Genomic DNA, 17448 nt, shown 5'->3' on the forward strand with positions numbered 1-17448 from the left:
GCGTACCGACGCTGCGCGGCGGACCCTCCTCGAGGTCGGGTCGTGCGGGGCTGGGAAGGTGCCTACCCGCGAGTAGGGCAGGGTTTCAGGTGCGGACTATTCTCCCCTGCATGCCGTATTTGGAGCGCTCTGGTGATGTTTTCGTCCTGTACCTCGGCAACGAGGGCGAGACCGACAACGAGAACCGTTTCTCGCCGGACTGGATCGACGCCTTCCACGCCGCACTCGACGAGGTCGAGGCGTCCGAGGGTGCTGCCGCGCTCGTCACCGTCGCGACCGGCAAGTACTACAGCAACGGCCTCGACACCGATTACGTCTTCGGCAACCTCGACAAGATCCACGGCTACCTCGACCGGGTGCACTCCCTCTACACCCGTCTGCTGACCTTCCCGATGCCGACGGTCGCCGCGGTCAACGGCCACGCGTTCGGCGCGGGCGCCATGCTGGCCACCTCCCACGACTTCCGAGTGATGCGCGGTGACCGTGGTTTCTGGTCGCTGCCCGAGGTGCACCTCGGCATGCCGTTCACCATCGGCATGAACGGCTTGCTGAAGGGTCGCCTGAGCAACCAGGTGTGCGTCCAGGCGATGACCACCGGCCACCGCTTCGGTGCCGACGAGGCCATCGCCGCCGGCATCGCCGATGCCAAGGCCGACGCCGACGAGGTGCTGCCCGCCGCGATCGCGCGCGCCGCCGCGCTGACCAGCCTGCGCAAGCCGATCACTCCGATCATCAAGACCGCGCTGCACGCCGAGACCCTCGCCGCGCTGGCCACCCCGGTCACCCCGGAGAACCTCCCTTTCGGCAACTGACCACGCTCGCCGGTGCGCCGCTGCCGGGCACTGATGCAAGACTGGGGGTATGGCACCCTCGCGCACCGGCGAACTCACAGCCACCGCCTCCGACGCCGCGATCGTGGCTGCCTCGGACGAGCTGATCGGGCTCTCGCACGCGATCCACGCCGAACCCGAGCTGGCCTTCGCCGAGACGCGTAGCGTCGCGAAGGTCCTCGCGCCGCTGGTCGAGCGCGGATTCGCGGTAACCACGGGCGTCGCCGGGCTGTCGACGGCCTTTCGGGCCGTCTACGGCAGCGGCCCGCTGACGGTCGGCATCTGCGCCGAGTACGACGCGCTGCCCGAGATCGGGCACGCCTGCGGGCACAACATCATCGCCGCGTCCGCCGTCGGCGCGGCGATCGGGCTGGCCGCGGTGGCCGACGTGCTCGGCCTGACCGTGGTGGTGCTCGGCACGCCCGCGGAGGAGAGCGGCGGCGGCAAGGTGCTCATGCTGGAAGCGGGCGCCTTCGACGACATCGCGATGGCGATGATGGTCCACCCGGGGCCCGGCGATATCGTCGGCGCGCGGTCGCTGGCGCTGGCCGATCTCGCCATCGTCTTCCACGGCCGTGAGGCCCATGCCAGCGCCGCGCCCGAACTGGGCCGCAACGCGGGCGACGCGGTGACCCTGACCCAGGTTGCTGTCGGCTTGCTACGGCAGCATCTGCGCCCGGGTCAGCAGCTGCACGGTATAGTGTCCGACGGTGGCGTAGCCCCCAACATCGTGCCCGGACGTGCGGAGTTGCTGTACTACCTCCGCGCGGCCGATTCCGGCTCCCTCGACGACCTGATGCGCCGAGCGAAGGCGTGTTTCGAAGCGGGCGCCCTGGCGACGGGCTGCACCCACGACATACGGACGCTCGCGCCCACCTATACCGAGCTCACCCCCGATCCGGTTCTTTCCGCTGCCTACCGCGCCCAGATCACCGGATTGGGACGGACGCCGATCGCGCCCGAGCTCGAGGTACTGCGACCGCTCGGGAGCACCGACATGGGCAACGTCACCAACGTCATCCCCGGCATCCACCCGGTGATCGGCATCGATGCCGGCGGCGCGGCCACCCATCAGCCGGAGTTCGCCGCCGCCGCGGTGAACGCCTCGGCGGACCGGGCGGTGCTCGACGGCGCGCTGGCGTTGGCACGTACCGCTGTCGCCGTGGCGGGCGATGAAGTACACAGGGACAGGTTGTTGCAACGGCTGATCGAACGACAGGAGGACATTCGGTGACCATTTCCGGCCATCCGGGCACCGCACGCGCAGGCTCCGACGCGCTATCGATGGGTGTGGGCACCCACTCGATGGCGCGCGAGAACGCAGCGTGTCCGACCACGCCGGACACCGAACAAACTCTGATGTCGGGAATCGAGATCGTCGACGCATGGCTGGCCGAGCACTCCGGTGACCTGGTGCAATGGCGCAGACACATCCACGCCAACCCCGAGTTGTCCCGTGCCGAGTTCGCCACCACCGAGTTCGTGTCGGGCTGGCTCACCAAGGCCGGGCTGAGCTGGGAAGTGTTGCCGGGTGGCACCGGTTTGATCTGCGACTTCGGCCCCACCGATCGTCCGCGCATCGCCTTGCGCGCCGATATGGACGCGCTGCCGATGCAGGAATTCACCGGCCTGACCTTCGCCTCGACCGTGCCCGGTGTGTCGCATGCCTGCGGGCACGACGCGCACACCACCGTGCTGCTCGGTGCCGCTCTCGCGCTCGCCGAGGCCGAGGACAGCCTGCCGGTGGGGGTGCGGCTGATATTCCAGCCTGCCGAGGAAGTGATGCCAGGCGGTGCGCTCGACGTGGTCGCGACGGGCGGAATGACCGGGGTGGACCGGATCTTCGCGCTGCATTGCGATCCGCGTCTCGCGGTCGGCAAGGTCGGCGTGCGGACCGGCGCCATCACGTCGGCGGCCGACACCGTCGAGCTGGTGCTCGACTCGCCCGGTGGGCACACCTCGCGGCCGCATCTGACCAGTGACTTGGTCTACGCGATCGGAACGGTCATCACGGGCTTGCCCGGGCTGCTGAGCCGGCGCGTCGACCCGCGCACCAGCACCATCATGGTCTGGGGTGCGGTGAGTGCGGGCAAGGCGCCCAATGCGATTCCGCAGACGGGCATGCTCACCGGCACGGTCCGCACCGGCGATCACGCCACCTGGCTGCTGCTGGAACCGCTGGTCCGCGAGATCGTCGACGGCTTACTCGCGCCGACCGGCGTGCGCTACCAGCTCAACTACAAGCGCGGCGTCCCCCCGGTGGTCAACGATCCGACCTCGGCGCTGATGTTCGAGGACGCGGTGCTGGCTATGGGCGAGGACGCCCTGGCCGACACCCCGCAGTCCGGCGGTGGTGAGGACTTCTCCTGGTACCTGGAGGAGGCGCCAGGCGCCATGGCCAGGTTGGGCGTCTGGTCCGGCGTCGGCGAGCAGCTGGACCTGCATCAGCCGACGTTCGACATCGACGAACGCGCATTGGCCGTCGGCGTGCGAACCCTGACGAACCTCATCCTCCGGGCGTAGGCACAACAGCACAGAAGAACGCAGAGCAGCACAGAAGAACGCAGAGCAGCACAGAAGAACGCACAGCAGCACAGCAGCACAGAAGAACATGGGTAACTCACCGGGTACGAGCTAGCCCGCCCACCCCACGACCGCCGGCCGCCGACCCACAGTCAGCGGCCGGCAAGTCTGGCCTGAATACGCGGAGAGGCGGTCAAGCGCCGGGGCCGACGTTTTTGCTGTTGCGGGTGCGCAAGGCGTGGACGTAGTCCTCGGGGGCGCCTGCTTTTTCGGCCGCGTCGGCGATGACACCGATGTAGCGGGCCGAGGGGAGGCCGCCTTCGTAGGCGTCGAGGACATAGAGCCACGCCAGGCGGGACTCGCCCTGGGTGCCGGTGACCCGGATTCGGATCTTCTTGTGGATCCCGAAGTCGGAGCCCTCCCAGCGGTCGAGGCTGTCCTCGTCTTCGGGGGAGACGTCGTAGAGCACGACGAATACCCGCGAGCCGGGATCCTCGACGACGGTGGCCAACGGCCCTTCCCAGCCGATGTCGTCACCGGCGAAGGTCAGGCGCCAACCCTCCAGCCACCCGGTCCCGGACATGGGCGAATGCGGGCAGCGTTCCAGCATCTGCGTCGAGTCCATGTTGGACCCGTAGGCGGCATAGATCGGCACCATGGAACTGTAGCCAATAATCACGGCGGAATTCCTGTCTCCCACCCAGATCGGCTGACGGTCACACTTGCCGGAGGCGCTCTGGCGCCCGCCGGAGTTCCCGGGGGCCCTGCGTGGTCACGCTTGGCTTGCGTGTCCCAGCCCGCTGGTCACGCCGGGAAAGTGGCACAGAACACGCGCACTGTGGTTCACCGATCCGACCCGGACGTGTCGCATCGCACCTGAAATGATGGCCTCGACAGCACGGACGAGCCCTCACAAGGGGCAGGTCCGATCAGGCGAGCACAAGGAGCGTGACTGGTGGCACGGATTGCGATCATCGGCGGTGGACCGGCCGGATACGAGGCGGCACTGGTAGCCGCCCAGCACGGGGCCACGGTGACCCTGATCGACGCCGACGGCATCGGTGGCGCCTGTGTGCTGTGGGATTGCGTGCCGTCGAAAACGTTCATCGCCTCGACCGGCCTGCGCACCGATCTGCGCCGCGCGCGCGATCTCGGCATCACCCTCGACGCCGACCAGGCCAAGGTGCATCTGCCCGAGGTGAACGCTCGCGTGAAGGCGCTCGCGCTGGCGCAGTCTTCCGATATCCGCACCAAGTTGCAGGCCGCGGGCGTGCAACTACTTCCGGGCTATGGCGAATTGGTCGGGCCCGCACCGGGTTTGGCGCATCGTGTGCGCGCGGCGCTGACCGACGGCAGCACCGAGGAGTTCGAAGCCGAGGTCGTGTTGATCGCGACCGGTGCGAGCCCGCGGGTGCTCCCTGGTGCCGAGCCCGACGGTGAGCGGATCCTGAACTGGCGACAGCTCTACGACCTGCCGGAACTGCCGCAGACGCTGGTCGTCGTCGGATCCGGTGTCACCGGCGCCGAATTCGTGTCCGCGTACACCGAGATGGGTGTGCGGGTGAAGCTCGTGTCCAGCCGTGATCGCGTGCTGCCCGGCGAGGACGCCGACGCTGCCCTCGTGCTCGAGGAAGCACTGGCCGAACGTGGCGTCGAGCTGGTCAAGCACGCCCGCGCCGATGCCGTGGAGCGCACCGCCGAGGGCATCGTGGTGAAACTGTCCGACGGCCGCACCGTCACCGGCTCGCACGCGCTGATGACCGTCGGCTCCACCCCGAACACCCAGAACCTGGGCCTGGACCGGGTCGGCATCGAACTCGATCGCGGCGGATACCTTCGCGTCGACCGGGTTTCGCGCACGTCGGTGCCCGGCATCTATGCCGCGGGCGACTGTACAGGTCTGCTGCCGCTGGCTTCGGTGGCCGCCATGCAGGGGCGGATCGCGATGTACCACGCGCTCGGCGAGGGTGTGAGCCCGATCAGGCTCAAGACGGTGGCCTCGGCGGTGTTCACCCGCCCGGAGATCGCGACCGTCGGTGTCAGCCAGACCGCGATCGACAACGGCGAGGTCCCGGCGCGGACAGTGATGCTGCCGCTCAACACCAATCCGCGCGCGAAGATGTCGGGGCTGCGGCGCGGCTTCGTCAAGATCTTCTGCCGCCCGGCGACCGGTGTGGTGATCGGTGGTGTGGTGGTCGCGCCGATCGCCTCGGAGCTGATCCTGCCGATCGCGCTGGCGGTGCAGAACAATCTGACCGTCAGCGACCTGGCCCAGACGTTCTCGGTGTACCCCTCGCTCACCGGTTCGCTCACCGAAGCCGGACGGTTGCTGATGCGCCACGACGACCTCGACTGAGGCCGTAACGTCAGAATGTGAAACGAATCACAATGGGTTTCGGGTTTCGAATTGTGTTGTTCACCAACGCTGCTCGTCGATTCCCGGCAACCCTGCGCACAAGATGTTTGCGCAGGCGGCGCCGGGTGAACTCGAAACCTGGTGCTGCGTTGCCTGTCCCGCGCTCATGTGGTTGACTCACCGCCGAGGCGTGATCAGATGTAGATCGCGTGGTGGAGCAGTGGGGGATTCCCTCCGGGAAAGGGATTACGAAAAGTGAAGCATCGTAAGCCGAGTCGGGCGCAGCGAGCGATGGCGAGCACGTCGTTGCCTTTGGCCGCCGCGGCAGCCGTGGCAACCCTTCTCGCGGCACCGGCAGGCGCGGTCCCCAGTGACCAGCCGACCACGCCCGCGACTCCGGCTCCTGCGCAGCCAGGCCAGCCTTCGGGCGAAGTAGAAGCTCCGGAGACCCCGGATACCCCGGAGAGCGTCAAGCCGGGTCAGACGAAGCCGGGCGAGACCAAGCCGACGCCGGCCCAGCCGGGTGTCACCAGCCCCGCGCCGGGTCAGCCGGAGCAGGGCACCCCCGCCAAGCCGACGCCGAGCCAGCCGGGCGTCACCAGCCCGCGTGTCGCGCCGCTGCCCGTGCCGGGCCAGGCACAGCCCGCGGTCCAGCCGGAGCGCGCAGGCGCGACGCCCGACCAGCCGGGTACCACCAAGCCCGAGACGGGCACCACGCCGAGCCAGCCGGGCGCCACGCCGAGCCAGCCGGGTGCCACGCCGGGCCAGCAGCAGACGCAGCCCACCGTGCCGTCCGATCGGGGCACCGGAACCGGCACCCAGGCCGAGGTCGAGTCTCCGGACACCCTCATCCAGGAGCCGAAGGAACCGTCCTGGCAGGCACCGCGCCTGGCCAACGCGCCCGCCGCGCCCGTCGTCGAGATGGAAGGCCCGCGCCAGGAAGTCGGCGTCACCATCGACGGTGCCGGGATCCTGGCCAACACCCACCACTACAACAACGCCTCGGGCTACGTCGGCACCGTCGGCTACCGGACGCCGGGTGGCGGTTTCGGTGACGCCGGTGTCGCGGTCGAGTACGTCGGCGCGAACTCGGTCAAGGTCACCACCTTCAACGGTGGCGACGGCCGCAGTGACAACACCACGGTGACCGTGCTCGACACCACGCAGGCCAACCTGGCCAAGGCCGCGGTGGAGAACTGGATCAAGGCGCAGCCGGGCGGCACCGCCGCGCTCGATGCGGCCGCGAAGGCTACACTGCCCGTGCCGGGAGAGCTGCTTCAGACGTTGAACGTCGCGGGTGTGAACACCCAGTGGGGTGGCTCGATCCAGTACTGACACGCAGTACGTCGTGTGGGGCGGTCGCCTTCGACCGCCCCACACGTGTGTCCTGGGGAAAGGATTGACGTGGGCACCGAGGGCGACGACAACGAACGCGGCGATCAACGACCTGCTGCGGAATTCGGTCCTCCCGTAAGCGATTTCGGGCCGCCGGTCGACGACGCTGGTTTCGGTGGGCCGGTTCCCGCCGCGCCGCCGCCCGCGCCGTCCGGGGTTCCGGAGCGGGGTTGGCGACCGGCCGGTCCGCCCGCCGGTGCGCCTGCGCCCGGCCCGTTCGGTCCGCCCGCCGGTGCACCCGCGCCGGGTCCGTTCGGTGGGCCTGTCGCGGGTCAGCCGCCTGTTGCTCCGCCGCCCGGTGCTCCGTCAGCCGGTTCGGTGCCACCGGGACCGCCCGCCGGTCAAGCGCCCCCTGGGCTACCCGATGGTCGCCGTTCCGCGCCGACCTCTGTTTTCGGTGACGCACTGGCAACCCCGCCGCCGCGCAACACGCCGTTCGGTGGTCCCACTACCGCCGGTCCGGATGCGCCCGCCGGTCCCGGGTCGCGGGAATCCGCGCCGTTCGGTGGTCGGACTCCGGGCGGTCCGCCCGCTGCCGACCCGACGGTACGTTTCGGTGGCGAGCAGCCGCGCGATGAGGGTTCTGTGTTCGGCGGCTCGGTGTTCGGTGATTCCGTGCCGGTGACCTCCGGTCGTGAGCTCACCGAGGTGATCCGTCGTGGTCGCCCCGGTCCCAAAGATCCCGCGCCGCAGGCACCTTCGCGCGATACCGGGCCTTCCCCGGAGCAGGTTCGCCCGCCCGAGGGCAGCCGCACCCCGCTGGTCCCCGATAAGCCGAGGCCCGCAGGCGACAAAGCGTGGTGGGACAACCCGGACGATGACGGCGCGATCCCGAAGCCACCGTCCGAACCCGGCCTGTCGTGGGCCGACGATCCGATCGCGCGCCGTCTCGCGCCGAAGATGCCGGCCACCCCGGCGCCGGTGGAGAAGGAACCCGACAACAAGCGCCTGCGCTGGGTCATCGGCGGTGTGGCTGCGGCTGTCCTGCTCGTGGTGGCGCTTGTTCTGACGATCGGGCTGGTCAAGCGCGGCGGCGGTGCCGATCCCGGTGTCACGGCTGCGCCGGTTCCCTCGATCGCGTCGGGCACCGAGTGTCAGTCCGTCGCCGAACAATCCGTCACCGTCGGCAATGGACCGGGCGACACCACCACCGGCGCCAGGGCCATCCTCGGCTTCCAGTACGCCTTCTACACCGACCGGTCCGGGGCGAAGGTGCGCGAATTCGTGGCGCCCGACGCCGAGAACATCTCGCCTGCCGAGACGATCCAGCAGGCGATCGACGGGCAGATTCCCGCTGGCACCACCCACTGCGTGAAGATGCGCGAGACCACTGTGGGCCGCTACGACGTGGAACTGCGCGAAATGCATCCCGATGGCTCGGCGGTGGTCTACAAGCAGGAGATCATCACCACGAACACCGGCGGAAAGTGGCAGGTCAAGTCCATCGCCGCGCGGTAGCTTCTCATTGTATGAGACCATAATTTCACATTCTGGTGGACGATATGCAATCGTGGGATGATTGCTTCTCGTGGCGTCCCCGGAGGTTCCCATGTCGCTGACCACTCCCGCATTGGCGGGCAAGCTCGCCGATCTACAGAGCTCGGCGATCAGGGATCTGCTCAAACTCACCGCCCGTGACGACATCATCAGCCTCGCCGGCGGTCTGCCCGACGCGGCCCTGATGCCGCGCGAACGGATCGCCCTCGCCGCCGAGACCGCCCTGTGCGACCCCGCCGTTCTCCAGTACACCGAGTCGTCCGGCTGGCCTGCCCTGCGTGCGGTGATCGCGGCCCGCGAATCCGCCAAGATCGGCCGCACAGTGCCCGTCGCCGAAGTCTTCATCACCCATGGCTCACAGCAGGCACTCTCACTGCTGGCCGAGGTTCTCCTCGATCCCGGTGCCCTCGTGATCGTGGAAGACCCCGCCTATGTCGGCGCGCTACAGGTCTTCCGAGCAGCGGGCGCCCGAATCGTCGCCGTCCCCCTCGACAGCGACGGCATGCGCCTCGACATCCTCGAAGACCTCCTGGCCGCAGGCGAACGCCCCGCCGTCGTCCACACCGTCTCCACCTTCCACAACCCCGGCGGTGTCACCCTCACCGCCGAACGTCGCCGTCGCCTCGCGAAACTGGCTGAGGCCCACGGCTTCTGGGTCATCGAAGACGACCCCTACGGCGAACTCTGGTTCGACACCCCAGCCCCGGCGCCGGTGGCCTCGCACTCGCCCCAGGTGATCCGCCTGTCCAGCGTCTCCAAAATCCTTTCCCCCGCGCTGCGTGTCGGGTGGATGATCGCCCCCGAAAGGGTTTCTCGCGCAGTAGAACTCCTCAAACAAGGCGCCGACCTCTGCGGCTCGGCCCTCACCCAGCAGATCGCCACCGACCTGCTCACCGACACCGACTGGCTGGCGCCCCACATAGCTGCGATCCGCACCACCTACGGCACCAGGGCCCGAGCACTGACCACCGCCCTGCGTGCCACCTTCGCCGACCGCATCCGCTGCACCGACCCCACCGGCGGCATGTTCATCTGGGCCGAATTCACCGACAACACCAACACCTCCACCCTCCTCCCCACCGCTCTGGAATCCGGCGTCGCCTACGTCCCTGGCGCAGCCTTCGCCGTCGCCGGCACCGCTGATCACTCCCTGCGCCTGTGCTTCACCACTTCCGACGAAGCAACCCTCGCTGAAGCGGTCAACCGGCTCGCGGCCGCTGCCTCCTGACCAGTCCGAAGTCAGTCGGCGGCCTGGTTGCGCGGGCAGCGGGTGCATATCGCGCGGGCGGGTGCGGACGACGCGCCGTGCGGGTGTTGGCGTTGCATGGCGTGGGTGGGCATCCTCTGCTTCACCAGATCCGACGAAGCCACCCTGACGGAAGCGGTCCCGGCTGTCCAAGGCCGCACTGCCCACAGCTGAACGCGGCCATCATCTGCCATGATCCTGCTAGAATCATGGCATGGTGATGTTTCAGGTCAGCGATCTCGCAGGCGCGCGACGCCGCGAGTTCCTGGACGAGGCCAAGCGTTCGTCGGCCTCGCTACGCGACACCGACGGTTCTGTCCTGATCATGCTCGCGGCACAGCGCATCGCGGCCCTGCACGAAGCAGTAGCTGTCACTACACAGCTGTTCACAGCGGAGGCTGTGCTGGCGCGGACATCGTCACCCACCCCGGTCGAGCTCGGTGGCCTCGCATGGCTCGCGGAATTCGACTCCGATGATCGGGCCGAGGCATTGGCCGAGATCCGGAATGCTGTTGTGCTGACCGTGGCTTCGGAAGATCCGGCACCGCTCCGGGAAGCGCTGCACGCTTGGGTAACGACAGCCGCGGTCATGCGCGACGAGACCCGTCGCGCCGTGCATATCGGTTCAGCAGAGGATTCAGAGTTCGTCGAGGTGGATGCACCCCGGTCGAGCGACAATGCCTGACCCCGAACCGGGTGCCTATCGGCCCTTTGTGGCGGCACGTTCGCCCGGTGGTCGACCCGATGCCAAGCCGGTCTACCGAGTTCTCGTGCACCGGCAATACCTCGACGTGTGGAACCGCTTGGCTGACCGGGTCGGATTGGCATCAGCACAGCAATTCTGGGAGCACGTATCGTCCGATCCGGGACGGCCGCCCGCAGTCGGATCGTCGACCGTCCTACGCGGCAAACACCACGGCCCGAAGTGGGCAGGGTATTCGCGCACCATCCACTACGAGATCAGCGGCGCGGGCCGAATCGACTACCAGTACTGCAGTGAGACGAAGGAAGGCGACCGAGGCGACGCCCACGCAGTCGTCAAGATTCTGACGATCGCGCTCGGAAGTCACTGAAGCAGTCGGCAGTGTCCACTCGTGCGCCGAATGCGAGCAAGGCGGGGATCGGCTGTGCGGGAGCGCATTTACCCTGTTCAGGGATGGCAAATTCGAACGTGGTGCTGGGGCGGATGCGAGTTGGCAGCGGGGTTGGTGGGGCTGATGCTGGACGTATGGAATATGCGAAGTATGTGCGGTTTCTTCCTCGGCGGTATCGCGACGAGGTGATGTTGGAACCGGTGCCGAGCTGGTTTTCGTGGCGCGGAAATCGGGTTCATGTCGCGCGGGCCGGTGCCGATGATGCGCCCGTGCGGGTGTTGGCCCTGCATGGTGCGGGTGGGCATGCGGGGTTGGTGTGGCCGGGGCTCGGAATCGCCGCGGGCGAAGGGGTTTCGGTGGCAGCGATGGATTTGCCGTTGTACGGCGATACGGTGATGGAGGATCCGGGGGCGGTGCGTTATCGCGACTGGGTGGAGTTGGTATGTGACTTCGTGGTGGCCGAGGCCGATGATCGGCCGCTCGTAATCTTCGGGGCGAGCTTGGGTGGGATACTCGCCTATGAAGTTGCCGCGCGGACGAGGCGGGTCGCGCACGTGGTAGCGACCTGCCTACTCGATCCGGCCGATCCGGCGGCGCGGCGGGCGGCTGCGCGATGGGAGTTGGGCGGGGCGATTCCGCCGGTGTTGTACGGCGGCGCCGCTGCTCTCTTCGGGAGGGTCCGGTTGCCGGTTCGGTGGCTGGTCGATATTGCGAACATGAGCCTGGACCCGGCACTGTCGCGGATGTGTGCGACGGATCCGCGGGGCGGGGGAGTCCGGATTCCGCTCGGGTTTCTCGTCGACTTCCTGCGGTTTCAGCACACGCCGCCGGAGCAGTTCTTCGCGGCGCCGGTGACATTGGTTCACCCCGCCGCGGATCGATGGACGCCGCCGGAACTGAGCTTGCGTTTCCTCGAGCGCATCAGCGCACCGACCACTGTCACGCTGCTCGACGGCTGCGGGCATTTCCCGGTGGAGGAACCGGGCGTCACGCAGCTCGCCGACGCGCTACGGACGCTCCTCGCCGAGGTCGGCGGCGCTCGGCGGTGACGGCGTGAGGGCCGACGCCAGCGCCGTCAAGCTGTCGGCGCTCACGGTGTGGCGGGTGAGGACGCGATGTACCTGCGCGTCTACCGCGTGCACCAGCGTCCGCGCGGTGAGCAGGGGGTCCGGTCCGCCACGGTCGCAGCGCCGTAGCTGATGTTCCACCTCGGCGACGAGATAGTCCTCGAATGCCCGGACCGCCGCGAGTTCGATCGGCACGCTCAACGCGACCCGGTGCATCAGCGCGTGCAGGGCCGGTCGATCGCGGTGGAGGTCGGCGATGACCTCCATGATCGCGCGCATGCTCTCGTCGAACGGCGGTTGTTCGACACGCAAACGCGAGAACACCTCGCTCAGGCGCTGCCCGCCATCGAGAAGATGGCGCTCGGCCAGCGCGTGCAGCATGGCCTCTTTGTTCGGAAAATATTGGTACAGCGTGCCGATCGACAAGCCCGCCCGTTCGGCGATGCGGTTGGTGGTCGCGGTCGCGCCCTCGCGGGAAAACACCTGGGCGGCCGCTTCGAGCAGCGTTTCCACGGTGTTCCTGGAGCGCTGTTGGCGAGGCAGCTTGCGTGGTCGGTTCATACCCAGTTGTAGGTGCGTTCGACGGCCTTGTTCCAGTCCGCGTAGCGCTGGGTGCGTTCGTCTTCGGGCATCGAGGGGGTCCAGGTTCTATCGGCGGACCAGTTGGCGCGCAGGTCGTCGAGGCCGGACCAGAAGCCGACGGCCAGACCGGCGGCGTAGGCGGCGCCGAGGGCGGTGGTTTCGCGGACTACCGGGCGGACGACGGGGACGTCGAGGATGTCGGCTTGGAACTGCATGAGGAGGTTGTTGCCGGTCATGCCGCCGTCGACTTTGAGGGTGGTGAGTTCGAGGTCCAGGTGTTGGGCGGCCGCGTCGGCGCGCATGGCGTCTACCACCTCGCGAGTTTGGAAGGCGGTGGATTCCAGTGCGGCTCTTGCCAAGTGGGCTTTGGTGACAAAGCGGGTGAGTCCGGCGATGACACCGCGGGCATCAGGGCGCCAGCGGGGGGCGAACAGGCCGGAGAACGCGGGAACGAAGTGGGCGCCGCCGTTGTCTTCGACGCTGCGGGCCAGTGGTTCCACTTCCTCGGCGGAGGAGATGATGCCGAGGTTGTCGCGCAGCCACTGGACGAGGGAGCCGGTGACGGCGATGGAACCTTCCAGCGCGTAAACCGCTGGGGCGTCACCGAGTTGGTAGCAGGCGGTGGTGAGTAGGCCGTGCTTGCTGAAGACCGGGGTGGTGCCGGTGTTGAGGAGCATGAAATTGCCTGTGCCATAGGTGTTCTTGGCTTCGCCGGGGGTCAGGCACGCTTGGCCGAAGGTGGCTGCTTGCTGGTCGCCGAGAATTCCCGCGACCGGGATGCCTTCGAACGGCCCGGAGGCGATGTCGGCGTAGACCTCTGACGAGCTACGGATCTGCGGCAGCAGTGACATCGGGATGCCGAAATCGGCGCAGATCTGTGAATCCCATTGCAGGGTGCGAAGATCCATCAGCATGGTGCGTGAGGCATTGGTGACGTCGGTGAGGTGTGCACCGGTCAGCTTCCACAGCAGCCAGCTGTCCATGGTGCCGAAACACAGGTCACCGGCTTCGGCGCGTTCCCGAACGCCGTCGACAGTGTCGAGGATCCAGCGCAGTTTCGGACCGGCGAAATAGGTCGACAGCGGCAGCCCGGTGCGGTCCGCATAGCGTTGTGGCCCTCGAGCACCGGCGAGCTCGGTGCACAGTCGATCGGTGCGCGTGTCCTGCCAGACGATCGCGTTGTACACGGGTTCGCCGGTCGCCCTGTCCCACACCACGGTGGTCTCGCGCTGATTGGTGATCCCGACGGCGGCCAGATCCACGGCCGAGCACCGGCTGTTGCCCAGCGCCGCGCCGAGGACCGACTCGGTATTGCGCCACACCTGCGCCGGATCGTGCTCCACCCAGCCGGGCTTCGGAAAGATCTGCCGGTGCTCCCGCTGGGCGGTCCCGACGATTCGGCCCTGCCGATCGAAGATGATGCACCGACTCGAAGTCGTGCCCTGATCGATGGCAGCCACATAGCGACGCATTGCTGCAGGCTACCGAAAGCGTGGGCCGCGAGCCTTGTCCTCGGCGATGACGGGTACCGCAGAATGCCGTTGGCATACGACAGCCGCGAGAACCCTGGTGAAATTCGCCCTGCTGACCGCGCAGAGGTGTTGTGGCCGGAACCAGCCGATCGACCGTCAAGTTCGGCATCCGCACCGAATTCCGCTCCCACGCCTCGCCGCGCACGTCCCGGGTGACGAGCGCGCAGTACGTTTAGCCTGTACGCAGCGGCGCCGCCGAACGCGGCGCTCGCCCCCACTGTCGGCTGGGACCGGCCGGAATCGGTCGGCGGCGAGGAGTCGAGCATGTCGCAGACACCGGAGTTTCTGCACCCGGGTGAGTTGGTCGCGGGCGGGAAGCGGGACCGGCTCGGGCCCGGTGACCTGGGGCCCGAACATCGGCGGACCGCCTGGGAACGGCTGGGCAAGGATCAGTTCGACGTCCTGGTCGTCGGCGGCGGAGTGGTCGGCGCCGGTATCGCGCTCGATGCCGCGACCCGCGGGCTGTCGGTCGCGCTGGTCGAGGCCCGCGATCTCGCCTCCGGCACGTCGAGCCGCTCGTCGAAGATGTTCCACGGCGGCCTGCGCTACCTCGAACAGCTCGAATTCGGCCTGGTCAGGGAAGCGCTGAAGGAACGTGAGCTGGCACTGTCGACGCTCGCGCCACACCTGGTGAAGCCGCTGCGGTTCCTCTACCCGCTGACCCATCGCGGGTGGGAGCGGCCGTATGTCGCCGCGGGACTGGCCTTGTACGACACCATGGGTGGCGCGAAATCCGTTCCGGGACAGCATCATCTGACCCGGCACGGCGCGATGCGGCTGGCTCCTGGCCTGCGTCGGGATTCGATGATCGGCGGCGTCACCTACTACGACACCGTCGTCGACGACGCACGTCACACCATGACGGTCGCCCGCACCGCCGCCCACTACGGCGCGGTCATCCGAACGTCGACGCAGGTAGTCGGGTTGCTGCGCGAAGCCGACCGGGTCGTCGGGGTGAAACTGCGTGACACCGAGGACGGGCGCACCGGCGAGGCGCGCGCGAACGTGGTGATCAACGCGACGGGCGTGTGGACCGATGAAGTGCAGAGTCTGTCGCGACAGCGCGGCCGATTCCATGTGCGCGCGTCCAAGGGCGTGCACATCGTGGTGCCGCGTGATCGGATCGTCAGCGACGCCGCGATCATCCTGCGAACCTCCAGCTCGGTGCTGTTCATCATCCCGTGGGGCGCGCACTGGATCGTCGGCACCACCGACACCGACTGGAACCTCGACCTGGCCCACCCCGCGGCGACCAAGGCCGATATCGACTACCTGCTCGGCCGGGTCAACGAGGTGCTGGTCACCCCGCTCACCCACGCCGACATCGATGGCGTCTACGCGGGCCTGCGCCCCCTGCTGGCGGGTGAGAACGACGAGACGTCCAAGCTCTCGCGCGAACACGCCGTGGCCAGGGTCGCGCCCGGCATGGTGAGCATCGCGGGCGGCAAGTACACCACCTACCGGGTGATGGCGGCCGACGCGATGGATGAAGCGGCACAAGACATTCCGGTGCGGGTTTCGCCCTCGATCACCGAGAAGGTCGCGCTGCTCGGCGCCGATGGCTACTTCGCGTTGGTCAACCAGACGGTGCAGCTCGCCGAGCACTACGGCATCCACCCGTACCGGATGACGCACCTGCTCGACCGTTACGGCTCGCTGGTCGATGAGGTACTCGCGATGGCGGCGGGCAAACCCGAACTGCTGCAACCGATTACCGACGCTCCGGCATATCTTCAAGTCGAAGCTGTCTACGCGGCCGCCGCGGAGGGCGCGCTGCACCTCGACGACATCCTGGCCCGTCGCACCCGCATCTCGATCGAATACTCCGATCGCGGCGCGAACAGTGCCGAGCAGGTCGCCCACCTCGTGGCACCCGTACTCGGTTGGGATGCCGACGATATCGACCGCGAGGTGTCCACGTACCAGGCGCGCGTACGGGCCGAGATCGAATCGCAGACCCAGCCCGATGACAAGTCGGCCGACGCACTGCGGGCTGCCGCTCCGGAGCCGCGTCCGCAGTTGCTGGAACCGGTGCCACAGGACCGCTGAGCCTCAGACCGGGTCGATGCGGGCCTTCAGCAGACAGAACTCATTGCCCTCGGGATCGGCCAGCACGTGCCACTGCTCCTGGCCGGTCTGGCCGATGTCGGCGGGGCGCGCCCCGAGTTCCAGCAAGCGGTCGAGCTCCGCGTCCTGATCGCGGTCGGTGGGGTTGACGTCGATGTGCAGGCGGGATTTCCCGGGCTCGGGCTCTTTCCTGCGGCTGAGGATGATCGTCGCCTGCGGACCGCCGAACCCTTCGCGCGGGCCGATCTCCAGCGTCCCGTCGTCTTCGCGATCGAGCACGACGAAGTCGAGTACCGCGCACCAGAATTGGGCCAGCGCCTCGGGGTCGCGGCAACCGAGCACGAGCTCACTGATCCGACATGCCATCACGAAACCTGCTTTCGACCTGGTAACCGTCGGCCAGCCCACCCGCGAAGGGCCCTCAGTGGTGAAAACGATCCAGAGATCGTATCGGACACCCTCGCACACGGGCGAGGTGATTTCACGGGCGGGGCTGGCAGCGCGGACAGAAGTAGATGCCGCGTTCGCGCTGGCTGATGCGGTCGGCCGGGTCGTCCTCGCCGAGGAGCACAGAGGCGATGGCGATGCCGCAGCGGGGGCAGGGCCGACGGGTTCGGCCGTAGACCATGGGCCGCCACGGTGGTTGGTGTGCGGCTTTGCCGAGGACCCGGTGGGCTTCGTCGACGAGTGCTGGGAGATCGGGAATCTCGCCGACGGGGGTAGTGGGGTGGACTCGGCGGAGGAAGCAGATCTCGCTGCGGTAGATATTGCCGATGCCTGCCAGATTGCGCTGGTCGAGGAGGGCGAGACCGATGGCGCGGCGGGGGTATTCGGTGAGCCTGCGCAGGGCTTCGGCCGGATCCCAGTTCGGGCCGAGGAGATCGGGGCCGAGATGGTCGATGACGGTGTGTTCCTCGGCGCGCGGCAGAACTTGGACCTTGCCGAGCGAGAATCCGACGGCCTCGACCTCGTCGTTGGCGAGGACCAGGCGTGCGGTAACCCGCGGCTTGGTCCAGCGCTGGCCGCAGTGGAACACCCGCCACTCGCCCTCCATCTTCAGATGGGTGTGGATGCTCGAGCGGTCGGTGCGGATGAACAGGTGCTTGCCGTAGCTGGCGACCTCTTCCACGAGATCGCCGACCAGATCCACCGTGGCGTACCGGGGGACCCGGAAATCGCTGCGGGTCAAGGTCTTACCCGCCAGCGCCGTGCGTAGACGCTGCGCGGTGCGGAAGACGGTGTCGCCCTCGGGCATTCGG

At 68.0% G+C, this 17448-nt stretch carries 16 protein-coding genes; 11 read left to right on the top strand and 5 right to left on the bottom strand.

Features of this window, described 5'->3' with window-relative positions; translation table 11 throughout:
• The first annotated feature begins 110 nt into the window (after positions 1-110).
• From ACTWPB_RS05065 to ACTWPB_RS05075, 3 genes are all read left to right on the top strand, one after another.
• Positions 111-812 (top strand): enoyl-CoA hydratase-related protein, encoded by a 702-nt coding sequence (locus ACTWPB_RS05065; protein WP_446224539.1) that lies wholly within the window; start codon positions 111-113, stop codon positions 810-812.
• A gap of 49 nt (positions 813-861) precedes the next feature.
• On the top strand, positions 862-2064 hold the full coding sequence (locus ACTWPB_RS05070) for a M20 family metallopeptidase (protein ID WP_446224540.1): 1203 nt from the start codon (positions 862-864) through the stop codon (positions 2062-2064).
• Positions 2065-2189: 125 nt separating this feature from the next.
• Positions 2190-3353 carry a M20 family metallopeptidase gene (locus ACTWPB_RS05075; protein WP_446226238.1) on the top strand — a complete coding sequence of 388 codons (1164 nt, stop codon included), beginning with the start codon at positions 2190-2192 and terminating at the stop codon, positions 3351-3353.
• A gap of 193 nt (positions 3354-3546) precedes the next feature.
• Here ACTWPB_RS05075 and ACTWPB_RS05080 read toward each other — a convergent pair whose 3' ends face one another.
• Positions 3547-4008 (bottom strand): gamma-glutamylcyclotransferase, encoded by a 462-nt coding sequence (locus tag ACTWPB_RS05080; RefSeq protein WP_056819179.1) that lies wholly within the window; start codon positions 4006-4008, stop codon positions 3547-3549.
• A 300-nt stretch (positions 4009-4308) separates the two neighbouring features.
• Between ACTWPB_RS05080 and ACTWPB_RS05085 the strand changes: the two genes are divergently transcribed.
• The 7 genes from ACTWPB_RS05085 to ACTWPB_RS05115 all read left to right on the top strand — a co-directional run bounded on the left by ACTWPB_RS05085 (position 4309) and on the right by ACTWPB_RS05115 (position 11990).
• A complete protein-coding gene (locus tag ACTWPB_RS05085) occupies positions 4309-5709 on the top strand; it encodes an NAD(P)H-quinone dehydrogenase (protein ID WP_446224541.1) in 1401 nt (466 codons plus the stop codon).
• 255 nt (positions 5710-5964) lie between these two features.
• Positions 5965-7044 carry a hypothetical protein gene (locus ACTWPB_RS05090; protein ID WP_446224542.1) on the top strand — a complete coding sequence of 360 codons (1080 nt, stop codon included), beginning with the start codon at positions 5965-5967 and terminating at the stop codon, positions 7042-7044.
• Between the two features lie 69 nt (positions 7045-7113).
• Complete coding sequence (locus tag ACTWPB_RS05095) at positions 7114-8562, top strand: hypothetical protein (protein WP_446224543.1); 1449 nt, start codon at positions 7114-7116, stop codon at positions 8560-8562.
• A 91-nt stretch (positions 8563-8653) separates the two neighbouring features.
• Complete coding sequence (locus ACTWPB_RS05100; protein ID WP_446224544.1) at positions 8654-9829, top strand: aminotransferase-like domain-containing protein; 1176 nt, start codon at positions 8654-8656, stop codon at positions 9827-9829.
• 232 nt (positions 9830-10061) lie between these two features.
• Positions 10062-10532: a hypothetical protein gene (locus ACTWPB_RS05105; RefSeq protein ID WP_446224545.1), complete on the top strand. Its 471-nt coding sequence runs from the start codon at positions 10062-10064 to the stop codon at positions 10530-10532.
• Entirely contained in the window at positions 10525-10920 is a 396-nt protein-coding gene (locus tag ACTWPB_RS05110) for a hypothetical protein (protein WP_446224546.1), read from the top strand. Before ACTWPB_RS05105 ends, ACTWPB_RS05110 begins: the two co-directional genes overlap by 8 nt.
• A 209-nt stretch (positions 10921-11129) precedes the next feature.
• Complete coding sequence (locus ACTWPB_RS05115; protein ID WP_446226239.1) at positions 11130-11990, top strand: alpha/beta hydrolase; 861 nt, start codon at positions 11130-11132, stop codon at positions 11988-11990.
• On the opposite strand, the gene ACTWPB_RS05120 is transcribed toward ACTWPB_RS05115, so the two are convergent.
• A complete protein-coding gene (locus tag ACTWPB_RS05120) occupies positions 11949-12521 on the bottom strand; it encodes a TetR/AcrR family transcriptional regulator (protein WP_446224547.1) in 573 nt (190 codons plus the stop codon). The two genes, ACTWPB_RS05115 and ACTWPB_RS05120, sit on opposite strands and share 42 nt — an antisense overlap.
• Positions 12522-12565: 44 nt before the next feature.
• Positions 12566-14062 carry a glycerol kinase GlpK gene (glpK, locus tag ACTWPB_RS05125; RefSeq protein WP_446224548.1) on the bottom strand — a complete coding sequence of 499 codons (1497 nt, stop codon included), beginning with the start codon at positions 14060-14062 and terminating at the stop codon, positions 12566-12568.
• Positions 14063-14386: 324 nt separating this feature from the next.
• Between glpK and ACTWPB_RS05130 the strand changes: the two genes are divergently transcribed.
• A complete protein-coding gene (locus ACTWPB_RS05130; RefSeq protein WP_446224549.1) occupies positions 14387-16171 on the top strand; it encodes a glycerol-3-phosphate dehydrogenase/oxidase in 1785 nt (594 codons plus the stop codon).
• 3 nt (positions 16172-16174) lie between these two features.
• Here ACTWPB_RS05130 and ACTWPB_RS05135 read toward each other — a convergent pair whose 3' ends face one another.
• Complete coding sequence (locus tag ACTWPB_RS05135; protein ID WP_446224550.1) at positions 16175-16555, bottom strand: VOC family protein; 381 nt, start codon at positions 16553-16555, stop codon at positions 16175-16177.
• A 115-nt stretch (positions 16556-16670) separates the two neighbouring features.
• On the bottom strand, positions 16671-17444 hold the full coding sequence (locus ACTWPB_RS05140; RefSeq protein WP_446224551.1) for a DNA-formamidopyrimidine glycosylase family protein: 774 nt from the start codon (positions 17442-17444) through the stop codon (positions 16671-16673).
• Between the last annotated feature and the right edge of the window lie 4 nt (positions 17445-17448).

This window comes from Nocardia sp. IBHARD005, assembly GCF_052814245.1.